Origin of the sequence: Chitinophaga sp. YR573, from assembly GCF_900110995.1 — a bacterium.
Taxonomy (GTDB): domain Bacteria; phylum Bacteroidota; class Bacteroidia; order Chitinophagales; family Chitinophagaceae; genus Chitinophaga.
The window spans coordinates 1,727,708-1,752,062 of sequence record NZ_FOJF01000001.1 but is presented as its reverse complement, the minus strand read 5'-3'; the positions used below and the strand labels follow the sequence as shown (position 1 = coordinate 1,752,062).

Sequence of the window (24,355 nt, the reverse complement as noted above, 5' to 3'; positions counted from 1 at the left end):
GTTTGTTCGCTATGTACAATGTATATAATGGCTTCAAATTAACCGGTTGGAAAGCAGCCAAGTTGTTAGACGATAAGAACGGGACATGAATTTTTAACGAGAGCGTAGCGTAGGAAAACCACTTGCTGCGTTCGATGAGGTGGATAGCTGGAAATATGGTAGTGATACTAATACACCAGGTTCCGACCTAATAAAAAATATGTATATGCATTTTTCTTATAATAAGCTGTTGTTGTACATACTGTTATTTGTTATAACATGTAGTTCTTGCAAAAAATTTCTGGATGTTGGTAATCCGCGGGATCAGATTGTAGCAAAGTATGTCTATCAATCGAATACTTCTGCGGCTAATGTACTGACTGGCATATATTTCGATTTATCGCAACAAGGTAGTTGGGCGCAAGGCCAATATGGTTTTTCTGCAATATGTGCGTTGTCTGCTGATGAATTGGTAGCATTTCCGACAAATTATTCTTTAAATGGATTGTACACTAATAATTTTGGTGGGGATGGATTCTGGTCTCTTTTATATGCTGCCATTTATAGGACTAATGCTGCTATTGAAGGATTGTCTGCCACTACAACTCTAACACCTGCAGTGCAAAAGCAATTGCTGGGAGAAGCCAAATTCATTCGAGCTTTCTGTTATTTTTATCTGGTGAATTTATATGGAGATGTACCGATTTTAACTGTGTCAGATTATAAAGTTAATGCTGTAGCTACTCGGTCATCTGCAGCTAACGTATATAAACAAATCATCTCAGATCTGCAGGAAGCCCAGAATATGTTGAATGATAATTATGTGGATCAAGACGCTATTACTACTACTTTGGAGCGTATCCGCCCCAATAAATGGACTGCTACTGCCCTGTTGGCTCGGGTTTACCTTTATACTAGTAACTGGTCTGCAGCAGCTACTCAGGCAGGTATGGTGATTGACAATAAATCATTATTTGATACTGTTGCGTTAAACGATGTTTTTCTGAAGAACAGTCGAGAAACTATCTGGCAATTACAGCCTAATTATATTGTAGCTGATTTTTTTAACACGCTTGATGCGCGGACATTTGTGTTGGAAAATGGACCTGATGAATCTGAACATCCTTTTTGGGTAAGTCATTTTTTATTGGATGAATTTGAAAATGGAGACCAACGTGAGGTGAACTGGATTGCTGTAGATTCTTCCACTGGAATTGCTTATTATTTCCCTTTTAAGTATAAACTTTACAAACCAGAAGATCCTCAGGGCGAATATCTAATGGTATTCCGACTAGCGGAACAATACCTGATAAGGGCGGAGGCCCGGGCGCAATTAGGACAATTGGGAGATGCTCGCTTGGACCTTGATGTGATTCGGAGAAGGGCTGGTCTGAATGCTACTACCGCATCAACAAAAGAGCCTCTGTTAGCAACTATTTTACATGAGCGGCATGTAGAGCTTTTTACAGAATGGGGACATCGCTGGCTGGATCTTAAACGGACGGGTATGGTGAATACCGTTATGGCAGAGGTAACACCTCAAAAAGGAGGGACTTGGCAAAGTTATAAACAGTTGTATCCACTTCCATTCGGTGATCTTCAGTTAAATCCTAATCTTATCCAAAATGAAGGCTATAGTCATTGAGGTGACCTTTATAAAATAACTGTTGTACTAGTAGGGGGACCTATATGGGGAAAAAAGTCCCCGAGATAAAAAAGCCTTTTTCGAACGACTTTTATTGTATATCAGGCATTTCTATTCGCTCTTCCATATAATTTGTAATAGCTACTACTTCATGTCACAGTACAGAGAGTTTTGTTTGATGAAGTAGTCGCTATTATGCCTGATTTACTGTCTAAGTGGCATCCGATCCAAAGATCGTATATAAGATGAGTTAGTAAACAGATCCTTATTATTATCCCAGAATGTATACAGTATTCTAATTTGACTTCAGATTATCTTTAACGATACTTCTTCAATGGTTCATCGCATTCATCTTCTTAAAATCTACTTGATACTTTGTGGTACACCGTTTCTTATATTGTCTACGACCATACCTTTACAGTACAGTTGTATGTGGTAGTTTTATACTCAATACCTATACACCGACTTCTGTGATTTGTTCTCTATCAACTACATAGCGTTAAAGAAATTTATTTAAAGTGCCCCATTTGTGTTACATTATACATAACATTAAAGCATTCAATATTGATTCGATATATATATTAATTAAAAATAATAATTTTTATTCACTGATCTCTAATTTATATTCTCTCACTTTTTCAATAATTTATTTCTATATGAAGAGCATTTGCCTTCACTGAGATAATGGACACGTTCAGGAAAAATACCAACAACCAAAATGGTATCTTCTAACAGTAGACTTCTGTCTTATTATCTTGCAACTCTTATTTATAGCCATAAGGTTACTAGTGTATTAGTTGAGATACACACTGTTTTTATAAATGTAGTTGTAAGCCTAAATAGAGCTATCCGTGTTAATATTCTTAACTCAACGATATGAATGGGGCGAAAGAAATTTTCAAAAATGACCTAAAGAGCTGTTACTGTGCATAAGGGAACTGCTGCAATGTGTGGAATACCATTGATACGATATTCCTATACTAGTATAAAATTGGTCTTAGGGGGTGAATTTTTTAGCTAAAAAACCAATATGGCATTTATGATTGCAATACAGCGGCTAATTTTAAACAATTTTAATAACTTAATGTACCTATTCGTTTCTGGTGGTTTTCGGCTTTCCCTCTTATGGTTGCAACCGCGAATTTTATGGTGTTGTCAATATTCAAGTATATCAGTTGGCGTTTTGGGAGATATATAATAATTAGTAAACATAATGTTTCAATCATTTGTTAATAACTGTCCTGATAGAATCAAGTCCCACAGCACCTATAATTACCTGTTTTAACATTTTTTTCCCATTATATATAACCAAAAAAGGGAAACCGGGAGCTCTATAATAATTAAAAAAGTAATTATTATAATCCTGCCCCACGGTGATATTGTTATATCTATTTAATTTGAAGGCTGAATCATACACTTTTATGTCATGAAAGCCGGCAATACTTAAAAAGAAAAACCGGATATCTTTTAGTGAATCAACATGTGTAATAATATCCCTAGTTAATGCTTGACAATGCGGACAGTCAGGACCAAAAAAAAATAATACAATTGGACTCCCATACGAAATCTTGGCAGTATTAAATCTTGTAGTAGTATCCATGAGCAATATATTAAAAGGGGGCAATGAATCTATTCTCAATTTTGTTTGTTGGGTAGGCTCTTGGCGTGTACAGCTTACGATATTTATTAATACTATTATTATCAGCAATAACATTTTCATAATAGATCATTTTGAGTATACTAATTTTTTTTCCCCTCTGTAAAAGCTGCTTTGAAAACATATTCTATCAGCATTAAGGCGAATGATAATGCAACTAGTAAGGGGAATACCTGGAATCGAAGGGCGATAGGCGCAGCAAAAATACTGAAACCCATATTCATTAGCAGCAAACTGCTTACCAACGATAGGCTAAGTGCCATTGCAGGATATTGTTTATTCCCCTTTAGTATAATGAACCCAACTAATCCTAGCATAAATAACACGTTTAGGATAGCCGTAGTAACCGGATAAAAGTTTAATATGGTTACCTTCATATCTTTGAAAATGGTTTTTACTTTCCTACTTTTATACCCGAACCAAGCTTGGGCAATTGGGGCAATACTATCTTTTCCCATATTATAAGTTTCCAGAAATTCTACTGGCGGTGTATAAAACTTTACTGCATTAGGCCATAAATAAAACTGAACAAACTCCATGGGATATTGTTTGATTAGATAAGCCCCATAATCTGCATATAATGGAGCTACAGTTGCCCATGGCTTTAGATTGCCAAGAGTATTGTCCATATAAAAATGCTTTTGCATGTATAGTCGTAAAGGCGACCTGAGATTCCACATATACCAACTATTGGCCAAGAACATTTCCTGTGGATTCTCATATACATTACGAGTGGTATCAAAATAAGTACGCACCATTGCATCTAACTGTTTGAAACGAGTGGGCAGCATACTATCAAGTTGTGTATCCTGTACATAACGATAGGCATATAAGGCATTATTCGCCATCTGCCATCCACTGAACGGAGAAAATTGTCTGATCCCTGTCAGCTCTTTATATTGATTACTGGTATAGTACATAAAACTTGCTATTACCAGTAAGCTGGCTACAATACCAACGAGCTTCATCCTCAATGGCTGATGAGATAAAACAAAAGCTAGTATGGCTATTAGCGGATAAAATAATGCACTATACCGCACCATAAATACCAATAATAATAATAACGTATGTATTACAATTAGTTGACGCGTTAATCGATGAAGTATCCATAATAACGTAGTGAGCCATAATAAACTTAAGGAAATAAATAGTGCATCGCTGGTTACATAGTTGCTTACATACAGAAATAATGGATTACCTACCATACAGATGAATAGTAGTATGGCTAATATTCTTCCTGGTTTATACAAATAATACAATGTAAATAAAAAATATAGAGCACTACATTGTAATAACAAATACTGGAAAGCCACAAGGGCCGTATCCGAATGAGTGAACGCACTGAGAATACGCAAGAATTTTGGGTAGCCTATAGGGTAAATATTAACGTTAAAATTCAAGTACGCAGTTTCTAAGTAGACATAGGATCCTCCATCAAAAAAACCTGCATAGGGATACATGTACTTGAATACAATAAATTGTAGCAGGATAGTGATACCCGCTATCCATAATAATGCTTTGTTCCTTCTGCTATGCAGTAGAAAGTCCTTGAAAGAATTACCAATAAAGGCTTTTGTATTTGTAGTATTCATTATGATGATATTGCTTGGGGTATTATAATGGGTACTATTTTTAAAGGGTACAAATTATTTTCTCATGTTCAGGTTAACAATCCTAAAATAGGAATATTATCAGAAAATGTGCTTAGGAGCAAAAAGAAAAAAATGAGAGATTGAGAAAATCGGGGTAGCAAGTGTTATGATCTCAGTGTTTATGCAACTAAGATCCTATAATTTACTTGGTTATTTTTTCCATGTTTTTCCCGCCACAAACTTCTATTTGTCACTTTATAGTAATGTTCGGAAGAGTATTTATTAATGTATGAAAAGTGAAGAGTTCGCATTGTCAAAAATGCAAGCTTGCATTGATCTGAAGTAGTAAAACAGCTTGTTAAATGGAACAATAATGTATATATACCATAAAAAATCAACCAATGAAACGAATCAAAAGAATGCTCCTGTTTTGTACTATAGTTTGTATTACACAGGTTTATACATATGCCCAAATTAATCCCAAACAACAGGTAGGCTTCATGGCTTCGACTAGCGAATGGAAAATGCAACCTGTACCTATACAAACCCGTTGGGCAGAGGACGTTACTCCATTAAATGTACTTCCTGAATATCCCCGTCCACAGATGGTGCGCAATGAATGGCAAAATCTGAATGGTCTTTGGCAATATGCGATTACAAAAAAAAATGCCGTCCAGCCTACCCAATATGACGGCCAAATTTTGGTTCCTTTTCCATTAGAATCGGCACTCTCAGGAGTAAAGAGGCCTTTACTTCCCACTCAGCGCCTGTGGTATAAACGAAGTATTGTTAAACCCAATATCAAAGGTGGCAAACGTGTCCTGCTACACTTTGGAGCGGTCGACTGGCAGGCTACTGTATACATAAACAACAAGGAAGTAGGTGGACATACTGGTGGTTATCAGAATTTCTCATTTGATATCACCGATGCGCTCAAAAATGGCAATAACGACTTGATCGTGACTGTGTACGACCCTACAGACCAGGGACCTAATCCTCACGGCAAGCAAGTGCTGGAGCCACGAAATATTATGTATACTGCCAGTAGTGGTATTTGGCAAACAGTTTGGTTAGAAACGGTACCAGTTGCATATATCCGGAGCTTATATATGACGCCTAATATTGATAGTGGTCACCTGCGTCTGTGGGTCAATACAAATGAGAATACTAGGGATTACACAATAGAAGCTATAGTAGCCAATGGGAGTATCATAAAGGGGCCCGTCAACACAGACTTACTATTACCTATTCCTAATATGCAGCTGTGGAGCCCGGATAATCCGTACTTATATAATTTGAATGTGCGTTTGCTTTATAAAGGTAAAGTAATAGATACTGTAGGCAGTTATTTTGGTATGCGTAAAATCGAAATAAAGAAAGACGAAAAGGGCATTGACCGCATCTTCCTTAATAATAAATACACTTACAATCTGGGTGTGCTGGACCAGGGCTTCTGGCCGGAGGGGCTCTATACTGCTCCTACTGATGCGGCCCTGAAGTTTGATATCATGGCCATCCGTAATATGGGTTTTAATACCATTCGCAAACACATCAAACTGGAACCCGCTCGTTGGTACTATCATGCAGATAAAATGGGGATACTAGTATGGCAGGATATGGTTACTTGTGCCGATGGTACTACTGATGCACAAGCCCAGTTTGAAAAAGAGAATAAGGAGAATATGGCCCAGTTGCATAACTATCCTTGTATCGTGGTATGGGTGTTGTTCAATGAAGGCTGGGCAAGATATGATCAACAACGCCTGACTCAATGGATGAAAAATGAAGACCCTTCACGTATTGTAAACGGCCATACCGGAGAAAATTATGATCAGGGAGCTCCTTGGAATCTGAATCAGAAATGGCTTGGTAGTGATCTAACCGATATTCACGAATATCCCGGTCCCAACATTGCCCCTGTATTACCTGGCAAAGCATGTGTACTTGGTGAATGGGGTGGCATACGTATTCCTATATCAAAGCATCAGTGGAACGATACGGAGGGATGGGGATATCTGCAAGTACCTGCTGCAGTATTTTCACTCAAGTATGATTCCATGCTACAACGCTTGAAAGTATACGAAGTAGAAGGTCTTTCCGCCTCCATTTATACCGAGCCATTTGATGTGGAAACGGAAGAAAACGGTATGATGACCTACGATCGTAAGGTGATAAAAATTCCGGCAGAAAAACTTCGAAAAATACATTCTCTGCTACTACCACAGTCGGAAAAATATGCCACCGCAGGTGGTATGTTTAACGTACAAGTAGCCGATACCGCCAACCCAGATTTGCAATATGGGGCCATGCTACAACAATACTTTCAAGGAAAAAAAGATCCTCAATTCCTACGAGGACTTTCCTTGATGGCTACAAGGCTGAATGATAAATCCAATGCTGGGTTAATTTGCAATACTTATATACAAGGTATGTCAGATCCTTTCACTTATGATAATCTTACTTTTATACAAAAGTTTACCAAAACTACACAAGATCCTGGCTTTGACATCTTACTCAATAACCCAGAAAAGGTAGACCAGGTACTGGGCCCAAACAAGGCAATGAATAAAGTAAAATCCATTATTTCGAACAATGAAATCAGACCACTGTTATCCTCTATAAATGTTATACCTGACTGGAAGATTTTAGAAAGAGAAATAGTGGCCAAATATGGTTTAGCAGGAGAAGAGGCTATATGGTATACAAAAGCAATACATAGCCATAACGTAAGGGACTGGAATAGCCTTTTTGCATCTGCTACACTGTTGATGAAAAAATATTCGGTACGTATATCTTCTCAAGATCTGAATAGGTTTGCATGGGATATATTTGAAAACGTAACCGACAGGACAATGTTACGTGCGGCGCTAACCTGGAGTAAAAATAGTTTGCAAATGCAAGCTAATCCAAATTATATGGATACATACGCTAATCTACTCTATAAACTGGGGTACAAAGAAGAAGCTATTAAGTGGGAGAAAAAAGCACTGCACCTGCTTCCTGAGGATATAACGTTTAAAGATGCATTGGAGAAAATGAATAATGGGAAAAAAACTTGGAATTAATGAATTATTCAGCAGAATTATATAATCGGGAGAATGGTTATCCCTTTTGTACCGATGGTGGAAATATCCCACTCTCCTAATTTTTGGCAGCTATTTCCAAGGTAACATTCCTTAGGCATGTAATATTTTACATCTCATGCGCATGTACCCTTGCAATTATTGTTATTCTTCAATCAAACTTTTGTAATTATAATATGATGAAAGAATTTTTATTCACCTGCATGTTCTGCTGTTGCGGTGTCAGCATTATAGCACAAAAGAAACTCATAGATAATGATACCTACAAAACATGGGTTGCACTTCGTAACTATAACATTAGTAATGATGGGAAATATGCATGGTACGAATATGGCTCTGAAAAAACAAAGAACATGTTGGTTATTTGCACTACAGATGGAAAATATAAAGAGGAATTCTCTGATGGAGGCAATGCAGTGTTCACAGAAGATAGTAGGCATTTGATATTAAGTACCTCTGAAGGTATGGGGATCTTTCATACTGGAGCAAACGCTATACAATATATCAAAGATGGAAGGGGCTTTGTAGTACCCGAAAATGGTAATGGACGATGGCTTGCCTATAATTTGCATGAAGACATCATACTTAAAGACCTTATTTCTGGTAGAGAAAAATGTTATTCGGGTGCAACTGAGGCCCGTTTTAATACACAGGGAAATGTGTTGTTGATACTAACTGACACCTCCCTGCTATGGGTATCCCTGCCTAGTTGTAATGAGAAAGTAATTTTGCATGATTCTCCTCCAAGTAATATCACCTTTGATGACACTGGCACAAGGCTCGCCTTTTTCACCCCATACGAGCAAGGCTATTCCCTGCGTTACTATCAATCAGGAATGGACAGCGCAACCTGTCTTGTTACTAATCATGCTTCAGATCTAGGTCCAAGATTAACAATCGCAAATGAAACACTTCGTTTCAGTACTGATGGGGAGCACATTTTCTTTAAACTTGCAGAAGATAAGATCCTTCCCATCATACAACCTGACAGTACCGTGATAACCCCAAAAGTAAATATTTGGAATTATAGAGACGAGTACCTGCAAGCTCAACAACTCGAGAATATTTCCCGATTATCCTATCGAACTTATGCTGCGGTAACATCAACGACTACCGGTTCCATTATACAACTGGAAAGTATGGATACCGCATTGGTTCTCACTACCGGTGGCAATAGAGGGAGTCGATATGTACTGATTCGCAACATCATTAATAATAATGAATCCTATTGGAACAAAGATGATGTAACATCATACCTCCTCAAATCTACTCGCGATGGTAGTCATAAAACCGTTATCCCACACTCTTCTACTTTCTCGCCTCCACCTGACCTTTCGCCCAGTGAACATTTTGTCATCTGGTACGATTCTGCATTAAAAAACTATTTCAGTTATGAGATATCCACGGGTATCACCCGTAACATTACACAAGCCATCAATGTAGCTTGGTATAATGATGAACATCATGCATTAGTAGCCCTTGGCTATAACTTCGGTATCGCTGGATGGTTAATCGATGACAGTGCCCTACTTATTTATGACCGTTATGACATTTGGTTGATAGACCCCTTTGGGAGAAAAACACCACAGAATATCACAGCAGGTTATGGTAAGAGTCACAATATTATATTCCGTATAATTGCTACTAAAAACAGTTTCAATCCAATACATTCTACAGATACCTTATTGCTCGCAGCATTCGATAGAAACAATAAGTATAATGGGTTCTGGAAAATACAACTGCAAAAGAAGTCCTCCCCAGTGTTAGGTAATATGGAGCCTTACCTATTTTATTTCCCGAGGATATTCATTGCTCCGAGCCTACCTCCTCCCATTAGAGCAAAAAATGCCCCTGTATATCTCGTGCAGCGCATGAGCGCTACACAAGCTCCTAATCTTTTAGCCACCAGAGACTTTAAGTCATTTATTATCCTTTCAAATATTCAACCACAGAAGGACTATAACTGGGTGACGACGGAGTTGCATCACTGGAAAATGCCTGACGGACGTATCGCTGATGGCATCCTTTACAAACCAGAGAACTTTGATCCTGGAAAAAAATATCCAATCATATTTCATTACTATGAAAAACGCAGTCATGAACTATATATGTTCCGAAAACCAGGCTTGTCTAAAGAAGAATTAAACATTCCTTGGTATGTCAGTAACGGTTACCTCATATTTATACCAGACATTTATTATCTACCGGGACACACTGGGCAAGGAGCGGTTGATGCAGTAGTATCTGCTGCTAAATATATAAGCACATTTCCCTGGGTAGATGCCAACAAAATGGGACTACAAGGACATAGCTTTGGGGGATATGAAACCAATTATCTGATTACGCATACAACATTATTTGCTGCTGCGCAGGAAGGGGCTGGCCCATCTGATATGATAAGCCATTATGGAGGGCTTGGATTTGGAGAACAAAGCTTCGCATTTTTTTACGAAACAAGCCAAATCAACCTGCGGGCCACACCTTGGGATCGACCAGATCTTTACGTCGAAAATTCTCCAATATTTAAGGTTGACAAAGTAAATACCCCCTTGCTCATCATGCACAATAAAGATGATGGAGCAGTCCCTTTTACACAGGCAGTGGAACTGTTCACGGCCTTGCGACGACTTAAAAAACCTGTATGGATGCTGCAATATGATGGACAAGGACATTCACTTACTGACCCTGACTGCATACTTGATTTTACGATTCGCACGCAACAGTTCTTTGGCCACTATCTGAAAAATGAACCGCCCCCAACATGGATGACTGGGGGGATCCCTGCAAAATTCAAAGGATTACGATCGGGTCTTGAACAGGATAGCACAAGAGGGAAAATTGATGCTGGCTATTAATAGGCACTTACTTTAAGTGCTTTGTGATTTATGGCTTTGAGATTTTGTAATTAAAGTTACATGTCATCTCAAAGCCATATTCTTTTTTAACATAAGACTATATTGAAAAGCCAGCCCCGTTTTATTTTTACTCTCCAATATTCCCTCTTATCTCCTAACTTTTTCCCATTGGTTGCTGTTATTTTTGAATTATAAATAATCTACTTGTTAATCTATTAGGATGACTTGCTGCAAGGTTGAAGAAATGAAAGATCAATTGTTATCTTCTGCCTCGGATAAATTGATAGCAGTACGCAGATGTTTATTTATTTGCCATGCTGTTTCTGCTGGTTACTATTTAGTCTCTCCGTTTAATAGGCACAAGTAATTATCTCCTTGTGTTATAATTCAGTTTATGCAATATACTAATAGGTTTTTTTACCTATTATTGTATCTTTTGTTAAAGAAGCAATGATACAAGTGTGGTAGTTGGAGTACATGCTAATTCTTGCCACGTAGTTGTAAGTCCAATTGGAGATTTTCCTGTTAGTACTTTTATTGTAGTTGAAGAAACAACAGACAAGAAGCCTCCATCATAAGTGAACCAGAGAGCTGTTGTAGTACATAGAGGAACTATTGTAGTGTATACAACGCCATTAATGGTAGTAGATGTTATTATTGAGCCTACACTAGTAAAAGCCTGAAAAGGAGAGAACCTTTGAACCTTAAATGCTAATATACCTCCCACTACAGCAAATACAGCGATTGCTGTTAGAATAATTTTTGCATTTTTCATGATCTTATTTTTACTCGGGGTATAAAAAATTATTTTACATAATTTGTGTCGAATTCTGATAAATAATAATCCATTTCGTAATTCTTTTATCAGAGAATCTTCTCCAAGTCCTCCTTTATGGATGCACTGTTGGGGACAGTCGGTATAACCTCCTGTTTTTTGTATTATTCTCGCCTCATCTGTTGTATCAAATATGGCTGGCTTACCTCTCCATTGTGCGAATATAAATCCATCTATAAAAACAAATAGTGGGATGTTCCATCTGCTTATAGGGATGTAAATAATATCACCTACTATGTTGTATTAATGCTCGATGGAAATCCCTATTTCTTCAGCAGATTAGGACTTAGGGTGTAGGATGCGAGGCTATTGGTTGTTTTATGTACGAAATATCTGAGCTGAATAGCTTTTAATCCATTCTGATCAAGGCCTTCTTGATCTTATAAGGACTTGCTTTGATTCCCTGATGTTCTTCTAACTCAGCAAGAATCCTTTGGGTGCCATAACGACGCTTATTTACCTTAAAAACAAACATTACCTTATCTTCCATTGATTGGCTTGCAGAATTGAACTGAGACGTTTTCTTATTTTTCTAGTCATAATAGCAATTGTGACTAACAATCAATACTTCTCATTGGCGCTGGAGAAGATACTTCATCTTCAACTTATCTATCGCAGTATTGATCTTTACTAATTCTCGCGACTTTTTTAAAATATTTCTTTCCTGTTCTGTACATCGCAATTCAGCCTTCATCTGTTCATTTTCAACGAACAGATCAGATTGTGTAGAAGCGCTGTTTTCGCTATTATTATCCTTTTCGGCGTTATTATCATTTTTCCACCGATAGACCAAGTTTTCCCCGATACCCAGCGATTTGCTTATTTCTTGTACAGGGTATCCAGATGCTAACATCATCGAAGCTTCTTTTTTAAAGACAAAATCATACTTTCTTTGCGTCCTTTTGTCTTTTTTGCAGTCATTGTTGTACAAATGTAAGCAACTTCGTTATCCAGATAAACCGGTTATAAAAGCTTTATATCCTTTTATAGGTAATAATTCCATAGGAATTTTTCCTTACGATAAGCTTAAGTTTACGTTATGACCTTTTCATATCAGGATTTTCTTTTTGTCTATCACAGAGGTAATTGCAATTCCATTTCTCTATTTTATTCATTTCCTATGGGATTCGGAGTTTCCATTGATGCCCCTTATGACTAAGATTATATAATCCGATTAATACAGGTTCAATTATTCCTTATTTAACTTTTAAAGGAGACTACTTTCTACTATCAAGCAGATAAGTAGTCTCTCCATCTAATAGCTATGCCGCAATTATCTCCTTATAGCGTACTTCAATTTATGCAATACAGTAGTAGGTTTCTTTCACCTACTATTGTCTTACAAATGTTATTAAAGCAATGGGACTACAAGTGTGGTAGTTGGAGTACACACTAATTCTTCCCATGTAGTCGTAATTCCATGTGGAGTTTTTCCCGTTAGTATTTCTGTCGTGGTTGAAAAAACAGCAAACAAGTCTCCTTCCACACTAAACCAGAGGCTCGTTGTAGTGCATAATGGAACTGTTGTAGTGTATAGAACGCCATTAATAATTGTAGATGTTACTACGGGTCCTATCTTGGTAAAAGCCGGAAGAGGAGTGAACTTTTGGGCCTTAAATGCTAGTGCTCCTCCTACTAGAGCAAATAGGGCGATTGCTGTTAAGATAATTTTTGCATTTTTCATGATCTTGTTTTTTATTTGGGTTACAAAAAATTATTCTGCTTAGTTTGTATTGAATCCAGATGAATAATAATCCATTCCAAAGACCATTCATCAAAAAAAATCCCTGAGCGTGAAACTTATTTAAATTTATGTTCAAGACCTGGATAATAATAAGATAAATAACTTCCCTTGCCCAATCTAGATTAATACTGGTTACTATTTTTAACCTTTTAACCCGTATTATCCGGGTAAACCTGGTATAAAAACTTTGTGTCCTTTTATAGGGAAAAGCTTTGGTTTTTTTATTTTTTAAAGGAGTTCCCCCTGCTTTGAGCTTAAGTCTGCGATATAGCACTTTCTGCTAATGCATCTATTATAGTTAAACGACCAATCTCCAATCCTTTTAAAGCATAGTTACTAACACTGCTCCACCAACAACCTAAGTCAGGGGTTTACTTGCCTCATCTAAGAAGATAAATGGGGTCGAAGGTCACGACAAGGTCTTTACCACAATGATGTTTTATAATTTGGCTATTGAATCTGGGGAAAATGAAATCCCCCTTCCATATGGAATCGGATACTTTTCTCACAATAATTATCAAATCTACCCAGATTTAATATCGTGTATCATACCAATAAGCTTAACTATACTTCAAATAATGATAACATAAATTAGAACTGAGTTTTGACAATTCCTGTAAACTTATAATAACAAGGTCTTTCACCTCGCCCAATGCATGGAGATCAGTACTAAACATACTTTCTCTAATGCTTTTTTCTTTTTAAAAGGTTAATTTCTCAAACCTTTATTTATCTACATTCGTTTTGCAAAACGAAGCTGTGAAAAAAATTACCGAACTATTGTTAAACTAGAGGTGAATAAATTTATCTTATTTATCTCTTATGGTATTCGGTGTTCCCATTGATGTCCATTATGTATACCCAGATTATATAGTCTGAACAATATCAGTTCAATTATTTCTCTTTTAACTTTTTAAAGAGACTACTTACCTGCTACCACGCAGATAAGTAGTCTCTTCATTTAATAGCTACGCAGAGATTATCTCCTTGTAGCGTACTTTAATTTATGCAATACAGTAATAGGTTTCCTTCACCTACTACTGTCTTGCCTCTTTTACTAAATAAGCAATGTTACAATTGTGGTAGTTGGAGTACATACTAATTCTTGCCATGTAGTTGTAAGTCCAATTGGAGATTTCCCTGTTAGTACTTCTGTTGTAGTTGTAAAAGCAGGAAACAAGTCTCCTTCAAGACTAAACCAAAGAGCGGTTGTAGTACACAATGGAACTGTTGTAGTGTACACAACTCCATTAATGGTAGTAGATGTTATTATTGGGCCTATCCTGGTAAAAGCTTGAAGAGGAGTGAACCTTTGGGCCTTAAATGCTAATGCTCCTCCCACTACAGCAAATAGAGCGATTGCTGTTAAAATAATTTTTGCATTTTTCATAATCTTGTTCTTTTAAAAAAGATTTATAACAAATATGCCTACTCGTTTCTACTGGTTTTCGGCTTCCCCATTTATCGTTGGCAATACCTTAATTGGCATATTGCCAACATTGTTGCGCAACTTCTTTATTTATAATAACCAATAGTAATTGGCAGAAACATTATGGTAAGTAAATAAACGTCTGCGTACTGCTATCAATTTATCCGGGTCAGAAGACGGGAATTGATTTTTTAACATAGCTGCAGGTCATCCTAATAGATTAACAAGTAGATTATTTATAGTACAAAAATAGCAGTGACCTATGGAAAACAAATTAGGAGATAAGAGGAAATATTTGAGATAGGGGGAAATATAAAATGGGGCTGGTCCCTGCTTTTAAACCAGCCCGAGATGAAAAATAGAGAACATTTGTCTTAGACCTGTTGCTAGATAAACAGTGTTACCAGTGTCGTAGTTGGAGTACATACTAATTCTTGCCATGTAGTTGTAAGTCCAATTGGAGATTTTCCTGTTAGTACTGCCGTCGTAGTTGAAAAAACAGGGAGCAGATCTCCGTCAACACTGAACCAAAGATCCGTTGTAGTACACAATGGAATTGTTGTAGTGTATACAATTCCATTAATGGTAGTAGATGTTATTATTGGGCCTATCCTAGTAAAAACCGGAAGAGGAGTGAACTTTTGAGCCTTAAATGCTAATGCTCCTCCCACTACAGCAAATAGAGCGATTGCTGTTAAAATAATTTTTGCATTTTTCATGATTTTGTTTTTTAAAAGAAAATTATAACAGATATGCCTACTCTTTTATAATGGTTTTCGGCTTTCCCATTTATCGTTGGTAACATCTCATTTAGTATATTGCCGACATTGTTACACAACGTCTTTATTCCTTTATAATAGTCAATCACGACTGGCAGAAATAGTATAGTAAGTAAATGAATATTTGCGTATTGATATCAATTTATCCTGTTCTGAAGATGGTAATTTATTTTTCATTTTTAACATAGCTGCAGGTCATCCTAATAGATTAATAAGTAGATCATTTTTATAGTACAAAAATAACAGCAACCAATGGGAAAAGAATTAGGAGAAAAGAGGAGATATTTGGGAGCGGAAAACATAAAATGGCGCTGAGCTTTGTGCTTGAACCAGCTCCGATATAAAAAATAATTTTTTTTCTTACTCCTTTTGTTAAACAAATAATGTTACAATTGTGATAGTTGGAGTGCATACTATTTCTAACCAAGTAGTAGTAGTAATAGTGAGCCCAATTGAAGATTTTCCTGTTAGTGCTGTAGTTGTAGCAGAAAATGCACGAAGCAAGTTTCCTTCAATACTGAACCCAAGATCCGTTGTAGTACATAATGGAACTGTCGTAGTATATATAGGTCCATTAATAATAAATGTCATTACTGGGCCTATCCTAGTTAGAACCTGAAGAGGAGTGAATCTTTGGGCCTTAAATGCTAATGTACTTCCCGCTACAACAAATGGAATGATTGCTGTTAAAATAATTTTTGCATTTTTCGTGATTTTGATTTTAAAAAAATGGGTATAACAAATATGCCCAATCGCTTCTACTGGTTTTCGGCGTCTCTGTTTATCATTGGCAATACCTTATTGGCATATTGCCAATATTGTTACGCAACTTCTTTATTTATAATAGTCAATAGTAATTGGTAGAAACTGTATAGTAAATAAATGCCTTCGTACCACTATCAATTTATTGGATCAGAAGATAGTAATTTATTTTCATTTTTTAATATAGCTACAGACCAACCTTATAGATTAACAGGTGGATTATTTATAGCACAAAAATAACTGCATCCTATGGAGAATGAATTAGGAAATAAGTGGCAATATTAGAGAGGAGAATATAATAAACGATCTGTACTTTTCAACTGATTGATATTTCTTATCTCTGTCAAAATGATCATGGCTGTTAAGACTCCTACGGAAGGAACTAACCCTACTCTATCATAGTACTTTGGTGCCTCGAAAAGGTACTTGATGACATATCTATTTGCTTTCGCTGATCTGGCTGGCATAAATATCGCTTTCCTGATATAGAATTGGAGCACCGTTTGACGCTGGATTTTATAAATAGAAACAGTTATGGCTATAAAAAATGGTTACTTCAACTTCCTCGTTTATGGAAATTAGGAATGGAGTAATAAATAAAGGAGACTACTACCTGATTGGTTTCATGTAAATGACCGTCTTTATTATTAACCAGCTTTTTGGGGTATTGTTCATTCTAGGATATAAAACATTAATTTAATGAGATGTGTTGAGTTTCCTTATTAAGTAGATATGGTTTGAAACAATATACAAAGAACTATTGGGGTTGTTTACAAAATAAGGCATGTAATAAATACTACAAAGTACGTCTTGTTATTATACTGTAGTATCCAGAAGATAGTGAGAAACAGTTTTTTCTCTATGTCCCAATTTCTTTTCTTTGCATCCTATGTGGATTTTTTAATGATGTTTCTATTTTAGGCTTGTTAACTTTGAATGTGAAAAATTGTACTCTTATAAGATAGTCCCTGTTATACCTGTAGCAATACCATAATATGAATACAAAGAATAAGAAATCCATTATCATTAGCGCCATTATTGCGTTGAGTTTTTTATCTGGCAGTATAATTAGCTGCAATAACATAGAATTCCCTGCTAGGCAGTCGTTAAAGGATTCAACGGTTTTGCCAGCTTTTAGTATCCTTCTTAAGGATACAACTACAAAATTTGATATTGGAAAAATTCCTACAGGAAGGCCAATACTATTGATCTTTTTTGGCCCAAACTGTCCTTATTGCGATACGTTAACCCGGAATATCCTCTCCCATATTTATATGCTGAAAGATGTCCGGTTATTTATGTTAAGTGTTGCTTACTTTCATGACACTAAGGTATATGAGGAAAAATACCAGTTAAATAAATATGATAATATTATGCTGGGGCAAACATATGATAATTCATTCAATAATTTCAAATTTTCTGGTTATCCACTGGTGGTAGTCTGTGATAGGAACAAAAAAATTAAACTGGCTAATATTGGTCCATTGACTGTTGATACTATTAGAGCCATCATAGATAAATGAAGGGATAATAACAGTATTTTCCTGATCTTCTATGTGCATTTTATATTTATACTTTAGAATTATTAACCAGATGTGAGATCTTAATTTGTACTCTGTAATAATAAACCCTGTTATACCCAAACCAATATTACAATAATATGGACGCAACAAATAAAAAAGCCATTATTATAGGTGCAGGCCCGGCCGGACTAACTGCTGCCTATGAGTTATTGAAACGCACAGATATTATTCCTATAATAGTGGAAAAAAGTGGGGATGTTGGAGGTATTTCTAAAACCATAAATTACAAAGGAAACCGCATGGATATTGGTGGTCACCGTTTCTTTTCCAAAAGTGACCGCGTAATGCACTGGTGGTTGAATATCTTGCCTTTACAACAAGGAGAAAGACAACCTTTTACTATTAAATATCAGAATAAATCCAAGAATATAAATACAAGTGAGTTGTCCAATGAGGAACAGATTACTGATCCTGATAAAGTGATGTTAGTACGGAAACGTTTATCAAGAATTTATTTCTTGCGCAGATTTTTTACTTATCCTATTACTTTGTCTATTGAAACCTTACATAAGTTGGGTATTGCAAGAACAATTACAATTCTTTTTTCCTACCTGAAGGCACAGTTATTCCCCCGCAGACGAGAGAAAAGTTTGGAGGATTTTATGATTAATCGCTTTGGGAAAACATTGTATGAGCTGTTTTTTCGGGATTATACAGAAAAAGTATGGGGCGTACCCTGTAATGAAATATCGGCAGAGTGGGGAGCACAACGTATAAAAGGAGTAAGTATTAAAAAGGCAATTCAACATGCCATACAGGAAGTGACAAAAAAGAAAAATACTAGTGACATAACACAGAAGGATACGGAAACCAGTTTGATAGAACAATTTCTGTATCCTAAATTTGGCCCAGGGCAGTTATGGGAAGAGGTAGCCAGACAGGTACAGGGAATGGGAGGAATTATACAGCTGCACCATGATGTAAAGCATATTCATACCTCTGGTAACATTGTAACTGCTATTACAGTAGTTAATAGAGAGACGGGAGAGGAATTACAGCTGGCCGGAGATTATTTTTTTAGTACGATGCCGGTGAAGGAACTAATAGCGGGAATAATTGGGGTGATTCCTGAGAATGTACAAGAGATAGCAAACGGTTTACAATATAGGGATTTCATAACAGTGGGTATTTTACTGCAGCGTTTGTCATTCCAGGACAAGCAAAGTGGGGAATGGAAGCCATTACGGTTACAGGATACTTGGATATATATACAGGAGAAAGATGTAAAAGTAGGACGGCTGCAATTGTTCAATAATTGGAGCCCTTACATGGTAAAAGACCCTGATACGGTTTGGGTAGGGATGGAGTTCTTCTGTAATGAAACGGATGATTTCTGGAAGCAGTCAGATGCTCGTATTGTTGAGTTGGCGATACAGGAACTGGAAAAGATAGGTTTGGCTACAGTAGAAAATGTACTAGACAGTACTGTGTTACGCATGGAAAAAACTTATCCTGCCTATTTTGGCGCATACGAACATTTTGATATTATACGCGCATATACGGATCAATTGGCAAATTTATTCCTTATTGGGCGTAATGGTATGCACAAATATAACAATGCAGATCATAGTATGTTAACAGCTATGGTAGCAGTAGATAATATTGTAGCAGGTATTGCTTCTAAAGAAAATATCTGGGCCATTAATACAGAACAGGAATACAATGAAGAGAACGTTACAGAAGAAGGAAAGCCTAAGACTGCACAGCATTCTTTTAAAGATTTTATATTATGTGTAAATTGGAATAAGACTATGTTATGGATAGCGGGTATCGTTGTATTGCTGCAGTTTATCGTATTTAAATATTTGTATTTTACGCCTGGTTTTGTTGATGGAGACTCTTATGTATATCTTGAAACAGCATTTCATAACTTAAACATAAATACCTATCCGATCGGCTATTCCAAATTCCTACGCATTTTTAGTGCATTCACAAAATCAGACATTGCTCTGGTTGGATTTCAATACTTGTTATTACAGGGCAGTTCCTTATTTTTTATTTTCACATTAGCGTGGTTGTACAAACCTGGGAAAGTAGCATTTGCAATATTGTTCTGTTGTATGGTGTTTAACCCGGCATTTCTGTATATGAGTAATTATGTGACAAGTGATGCATTATTCTTGGGATTGAGCCTCATTTGGTTCACTTTACTATTGTGGATTCTTCATCGGCCTACCCCCAGATTAATCATCATACACGCAGTAATTATTTTATTGGCATTTACGGTACGATACAACGCCTTATTTTATCCAATTGTAGGAGCCATTGCTTTTTTATTGAGCCGGCAACCGTTAAGAATGAAGATAGGAGGTATTGTCGCGAGTATCCTGCTAATAGCCGGTTTTATGTATCATACCAGTAATCAGTATAATAAACTGACCGGCATCCGGCAGTTCTCTCCCTTCTCCGGATGGCAGATGGCAAATAATGCATTGTACGTTTACCGTTTTTTGCAGGATAAAAAACTTCCTAATTTACCTCCAGATTTTAAGCAACTGGATCATACGGTACGAACCTATTTTGATACTACCAGGAATATATATGCTCATCCACAAGAAATGCTTATTGCTAATACCTGGTATATGTGGGACCCTAAATCTCCACTTCAGATCTACATGAATCAGCAGTTTAAAAATGATTCTACTGCTAGTTCGCTAAAAAAATGGGCTACTGTGGGACCTTTGTATGCTGATTATGGTGCTTACCTGATCAAACAATATCCTGCAACATTTGCCTTATTCTATTTGTTACCTAATTTCATGAAATATTATGCGCCACCGGTAGAATTTTTGGATACTTATAATATGGGAAAAGATAGCATACGTCCGATGGGACAGATTTGGTTTGGTCTCAAGAATGCAAAAGTGAACACGCATTTCAAGAACCCGAAAGTAACAGTGTTAGGTTTTTATCCTGTACTGGTAGGGATACTAAATGTAGTCTTCTTGTTTGGTCTGGTAGGATTTGCGATGTTGAAGGGATTCAAGCGCCAGAAGTTGCTCTCTAGTGGATTATTATTAGTATTCGGTTTATGGCTGGTGAACTTTGGGTTCAGCGTATTTGCCTCTCAAATAGCATTGCGATTCCAGATGCTACCAGTATTGGTATTTATGTCATTTGCAGTACTACTGATAGAATATGTATGGAAGCAGGCTTTTACAGAGGAGAAACAAACGAGCAAAAAATAGATTAAATGTTGTTTAGTTTAAACCTTCTCCCAAATCACTTATGTTACCTCCTAAGAGGGTTTCAAGAAAGTGGGTTTACTTTTGAAATAATATACAGAAAGGAGATCTGCGCGTTTATGGATAGTCATAGGCTAAAAATCGTAAAAGAGGATAAATGAATTTTCATCAAATTAAGTTTAGCTTTTTGAATTTAAAAAGCACCCTATTATGAAAAAGGCAAAAATAATATTGATAGCGATCGTCATTTTTACAGTAGCTAGTGGAGCATTGGCTGTTAAAGCAAATAGATTTGGGGGTGTAATATACATCAATAACCCACAAAACCAATGCGTTATTCCCATGTTTAATGATGCTATTACTACTATAGGGGGCTTTATAGTTTCTGCAAGTCCTATTCCTCTCCCAGGGCCCTGTCCTCTTGCAAGAATAATCCCGTTCCCTTGATTAATAATGCATGTAGTGTTGTTCGTCTATTTACCCAATCTCTTTAATAGGCAACCTATTAAAGAGATTGAGTTCTGTTTTTAAGGTTTTTTTCCTGACGTATCACGCCCGAGGCCTGTCTTTATTCCTTTCAGCCTGGTTGATATGCCTTCAGTCATCCATTTCGGAGCTTCGTGCCCTTTGAGGTAATAATCAAAAAACTGTGTAATCCTAATCGTGTAATCCTTGGTGGCATTGTTATCAAATAGCGAATGCTTTTCTCCATCATACTGCAACAGCCATACTTTTTTATTGAGACGACGTAATGCCGTGAAAAATTCCACGCCCTGGGCAAAAGGAACTATACCGTCATCCTTATTATTCATCATTAACAGTGGTGTAGTCACTTTATCTGTCTGGAAAATAGGAGAGTTTTTTATATATAAACCCGGCCTTTGCCATAACGTAGCTCCGATACGACCATGGCCGGTTTCAGCCCAACTACTAAAAAACGGGGCTCCTCCATTAGACATAACAGATCCATAAGCACTGATTAAATCACAGAACCCTGATGATGAACAAGCAGCAGCAAACTTATTGGTATGGGTAATGAGGTAGTTAGTTTCATAGCCCCCAAAACTGTGTCCCTGGATGCCCATTTTTGTAGTATTTATATATGGTAACCTCGCAAGGTATTTTGCAGCAGAAATCACGGAATTGTAGGCGTTTTTTCCAGGCTCTCCAATTGTATAATGAATATCAGGTGTAAAAACTAAATAGTCATTGCTGACAAACCATGGAATATTTAACCAACCACCAGCAGCCTCAGGTTTTTCATATAGGTTTAAGCGATCTGACAGACGCTCATAGTAATGAAAAATGACAGGATACTTTTTCCCCGGATCAAAATTTTCCGGTTTATACAGTACTCCCTGTACTAAACGATTATCCGGTGTTTTCCATATCATTAGTTCAGACCTTAGCCAATTGTAGTTTGCTTCAGGATAAACAGCACTTAATTGGGGAAAGGTTTTAAAATCAGTTGTAGTAAAGTAATTAGGTGATTGGCTGGCACTTTCGCGACGTACCAGGTAAAGCGCTGTATCCCGGGCTTTCAGGGGAGGAAACGTGGATATAAATGAAATTGGCCCCAAATGTACATCGTATACATAAGCACCCATTGTTAATAGTACTGGATCTCCTTTTTGATTCAGTACTTTGCTGTAAAAACCATTGTCTTTGGTATTTCTGTTAAAAGCACTCAGAACGAGTTGTTCTTTACCAGAGAGAGGTGTATGTTGATAATCTTTTGCCAGACGAAAAACAATATTATGCTGGCGGCCATAGCCATTTGTCAGGTTGACAGGAGGTACATGACCTAAGGGATCTACCAGCCATATATCATATTTGTCATAAAGCAAAAATCCTGCATCATTATCCAGCCAGGTAGCAGTTACGCACATGCCCCTCGATTTTGAGACCACTTCTTCATATTCATTATCAACGAATGGAATAGGAAGCGTCCGGGTAATATTGCGTATCACATCGGTTCCAAGCTCATAACTGAAATAATCTCTTCCAATCGTATCTGTAGCAATTAAATATTTCCCTCCCGGCGATATATCTGCCGGGAAACTTTCAGCGTTCAGTTTTATCTCTTTTCTTTTCCCATTCCTGGTAGATATAATATAATAAAAGGGTTGAGCAGCCGGATTCCAATGTTTTTCATTATAATCTCCTTTACTATTGCTGATGAATGCAACATCATCCGATTCTTCCCTAAAGAAAAGGATAGTCTCATTCTCTTGTTGTAACCGGATAATGTGATGCTCCTGAATGCCTATGACTGCAGAATAGCTACGCGGTCCTCCTCTCCACTGATGAGGATCTACTTCGGATAATTGTTGTGATTGCAATTTTGGATCTTTATAGCTCCAGATATCTACTTTAACGGCATCTGGTGAGAGTATGGGATAATCTCTCTCTTTTAAGTTGAAAAATAATCTGCTGCCGTCATTACTGAAACGCTCAATATTATCTAAGCGTAAACCATTGTCTATACCTGCTGATTGGTTATCAGCCAGCTGAACAGCTTTGTCAGTTCCCTGTTTATAATACCATAAAGAAATGGCAGATTGGTTATTGACTTTTTCGTCTTTGGTAAACGCCAGTTGGGTACCGCTTTTGTCAAAAACAAAGCCACCAGCGTTTGCGCCCTGCCCGATTGAGATCATCTTCCCGCCAGGTAGGTCTACCCAGTACGTGATAATATTATCATTCATTGACTCCGATTGCAGAAGTAGGGTATTACCATTATCACTTAACCAATAATTGACTATTGCTGTGAAAGTGTTTTTGTTGCCAGTTCCCAGGTCCTGTATTACCAGTTCTTTCGCCGGATTGTTCAACTGGTAAATCAGGCACTCATTGTCACCTTGCTTAAAAAGCCTGAAAGAATAAACATGAGGAATATACTCAGTGAAAACACTATCCAGTGTGAGTATACAGAGACTATCCCCAGGTTTGATAAAGAGGGCCTTCCTGCTGTCTTGTGTGATTGCTCCAGATACGACTCCCGGTATTTCCATTTTCCATTTAGTCCGGGTTGCCTGTATGACCAAGGTGGAATTTCCCGTAGGTTGATTATTGATCGTATATACTACATAGTGACCATTATTACTTATAGCAGGAGTACCTACTGAAGGCCATTTATCGAAGACACTGGTATCTATAGGTGGTTTCTGTGCAAGGCTGCAGGTAGCGTAAAGAGAGAAAAATACGAATAGAAGAAAGTATCTCAT

At 37.0% G+C, this 24,355-nt stretch carries 15 protein-coding genes; 6 read left to right on the top strand and 9 right to left on the bottom strand.

What is annotated here, in order from left to right; genetic code table 11:
* The first annotated feature begins 205 nt into the window (after window positions 1-205).
* The gene (locus BMW86_RS07340; protein WP_089783590.1) at window positions 206-1,624 is read left to right on the top strand and encodes a RagB/SusD family nutrient uptake outer membrane protein; all 1,419 of its coding nucleotides are present in this window, start codon (window positions 206-208) and stop codon (window positions 1,622-1,624) included.
* 1,222 nt (window positions 1,625-2,846) lie between these two features.
* Here the strand turns inward: BMW86_RS07340 and BMW86_RS07335 are convergent.
* Both BMW86_RS07335 and BMW86_RS07330 read right to left on the bottom strand, forming a co-directional pair.
* On the bottom strand, window positions 2,847-3,344 hold the full coding sequence (locus BMW86_RS07335) for a TlpA family protein disulfide reductase (protein ID WP_089780420.1): 498 nt from the start codon (window positions 3,342-3,344) through the stop codon (window positions 2,847-2,849).
* 20 nt (window positions 3,345-3,364) lie between these two features.
* Complete coding sequence (locus BMW86_RS07330) at window positions 3,365-4,873, bottom strand: hypothetical protein (RefSeq protein ID WP_089780418.1); 1,509 nt, start codon at window positions 4,871-4,873, stop codon at window positions 3,365-3,367.
* Window positions 4,874-5,274: 401 nt separating this feature from the next.
* On the opposite strand from BMW86_RS07330, the gene BMW86_RS07325 reads away from it, so the two are divergent.
* Both BMW86_RS07325 and BMW86_RS07320 read left to right on the top strand, forming a co-directional pair.
* Complete coding sequence (locus BMW86_RS07325; RefSeq protein ID WP_255372865.1) at window positions 5,275-7,938, top strand: glycoside hydrolase family 2 protein; 2,664 nt, start codon at window positions 5,275-5,277, stop codon at window positions 7,936-7,938.
* A 194-nt stretch (window positions 7,939-8,132) separates the two neighbouring features.
* On the top strand, window positions 8,133-10,811 hold the full coding sequence (locus BMW86_RS07320; protein ID WP_089780414.1) for an alpha/beta hydrolase family protein: 2,679 nt from the start codon (window positions 8,133-8,135) through the stop codon (window positions 10,809-10,811).
* 439 nt (window positions 10,812-11,250) lie between these two features.
* On the opposite strand, the gene BMW86_RS07315 is transcribed toward BMW86_RS07320, so the two are convergent.
* From BMW86_RS07315 to BMW86_RS07295, 6 genes are all read right to left on the bottom strand, one after another.
* A complete protein-coding gene (locus BMW86_RS07315) occupies window positions 11,251-11,586 on the bottom strand; it encodes a hypothetical protein (RefSeq protein WP_089780412.1) in 336 nt (111 codons plus the stop codon).
* Between the two features lie 409 nt (window positions 11,587-11,995).
* Window positions 11,996-12,136, bottom strand: a complete 141-nt coding sequence (locus BMW86_RS32755) for a hypothetical protein (RefSeq protein ID WP_177189183.1) — start codon at window positions 12,134-12,136, stop codon at window positions 11,996-11,998.
* 81 nt (window positions 12,137-12,217) lie between these two features.
* Entirely contained in the window at window positions 12,218-12,577 is a 360-nt protein-coding gene (locus tag BMW86_RS07310) for a transposase (protein ID WP_089780410.1), read from the bottom strand.
* 420 nt (window positions 12,578-12,997) lie between these two features.
* Complete coding sequence (locus BMW86_RS07305; protein WP_089780408.1) at window positions 12,998-13,330, bottom strand: hypothetical protein; 333 nt, start codon at window positions 13,328-13,330, stop codon at window positions 12,998-13,000.
* A 1,117-nt stretch (window positions 13,331-14,447) separates the two neighbouring features.
* A complete protein-coding gene (locus BMW86_RS07300; protein WP_089780406.1) occupies window positions 14,448-14,780 on the bottom strand; it encodes a hypothetical protein in 333 nt (110 codons plus the stop codon).
* 425 nt (window positions 14,781-15,205) lie between these two features.
* The gene (locus BMW86_RS07295) at window positions 15,206-15,538 is read right to left on the bottom strand and encodes a hypothetical protein (RefSeq protein WP_089780403.1); all 333 of its coding nucleotides are present in this window, start codon (window positions 15,536-15,538) and stop codon (window positions 15,206-15,208) included.
* A gap of 1,817 nt (window positions 15,539-17,355) precedes the next feature.
* Here BMW86_RS07295 and BMW86_RS32465 point away from each other — a divergent pair.
* The 3 genes from BMW86_RS32465 (at window position 17,356) to BMW86_RS07275 (ending at window position 21,575) form a co-directional block, all read left to right on the top strand.
* The gene (locus BMW86_RS32465) at window positions 17,356-17,883 is read left to right on the top strand and encodes a TlpA family protein disulfide reductase (protein WP_143056514.1); all 528 of its coding nucleotides are present in this window, start codon (window positions 17,356-17,358) and stop codon (window positions 17,881-17,883) included.
* A gap of 137 nt (window positions 17,884-18,020) precedes the next feature.
* Window positions 18,021-21,131: an NAD(P)/FAD-dependent oxidoreductase gene (locus BMW86_RS07280; protein WP_089780397.1), complete on the top strand. Its 3,111-nt coding sequence runs from the start codon at window positions 18,021-18,023 to the stop codon at window positions 21,129-21,131.
* Between the two features lie 207 nt (window positions 21,132-21,338).
* Window positions 21,339-21,575: a hypothetical protein gene (locus tag BMW86_RS07275; protein WP_089780395.1), complete on the top strand. Its 237-nt coding sequence runs from the start codon at window positions 21,339-21,341 to the stop codon at window positions 21,573-21,575.
* 80 nt (window positions 21,576-21,655) lie between these two features.
* Here BMW86_RS07275 and BMW86_RS07270 read toward each other — a convergent pair whose 3' ends face one another.
* On the bottom strand, window positions 21,656-24,355 hold the full coding sequence (locus BMW86_RS07270) for an alpha/beta hydrolase family protein (protein ID WP_089780393.1): 2,700 nt from the start codon (window positions 24,353-24,355) through the stop codon (window positions 21,656-21,658).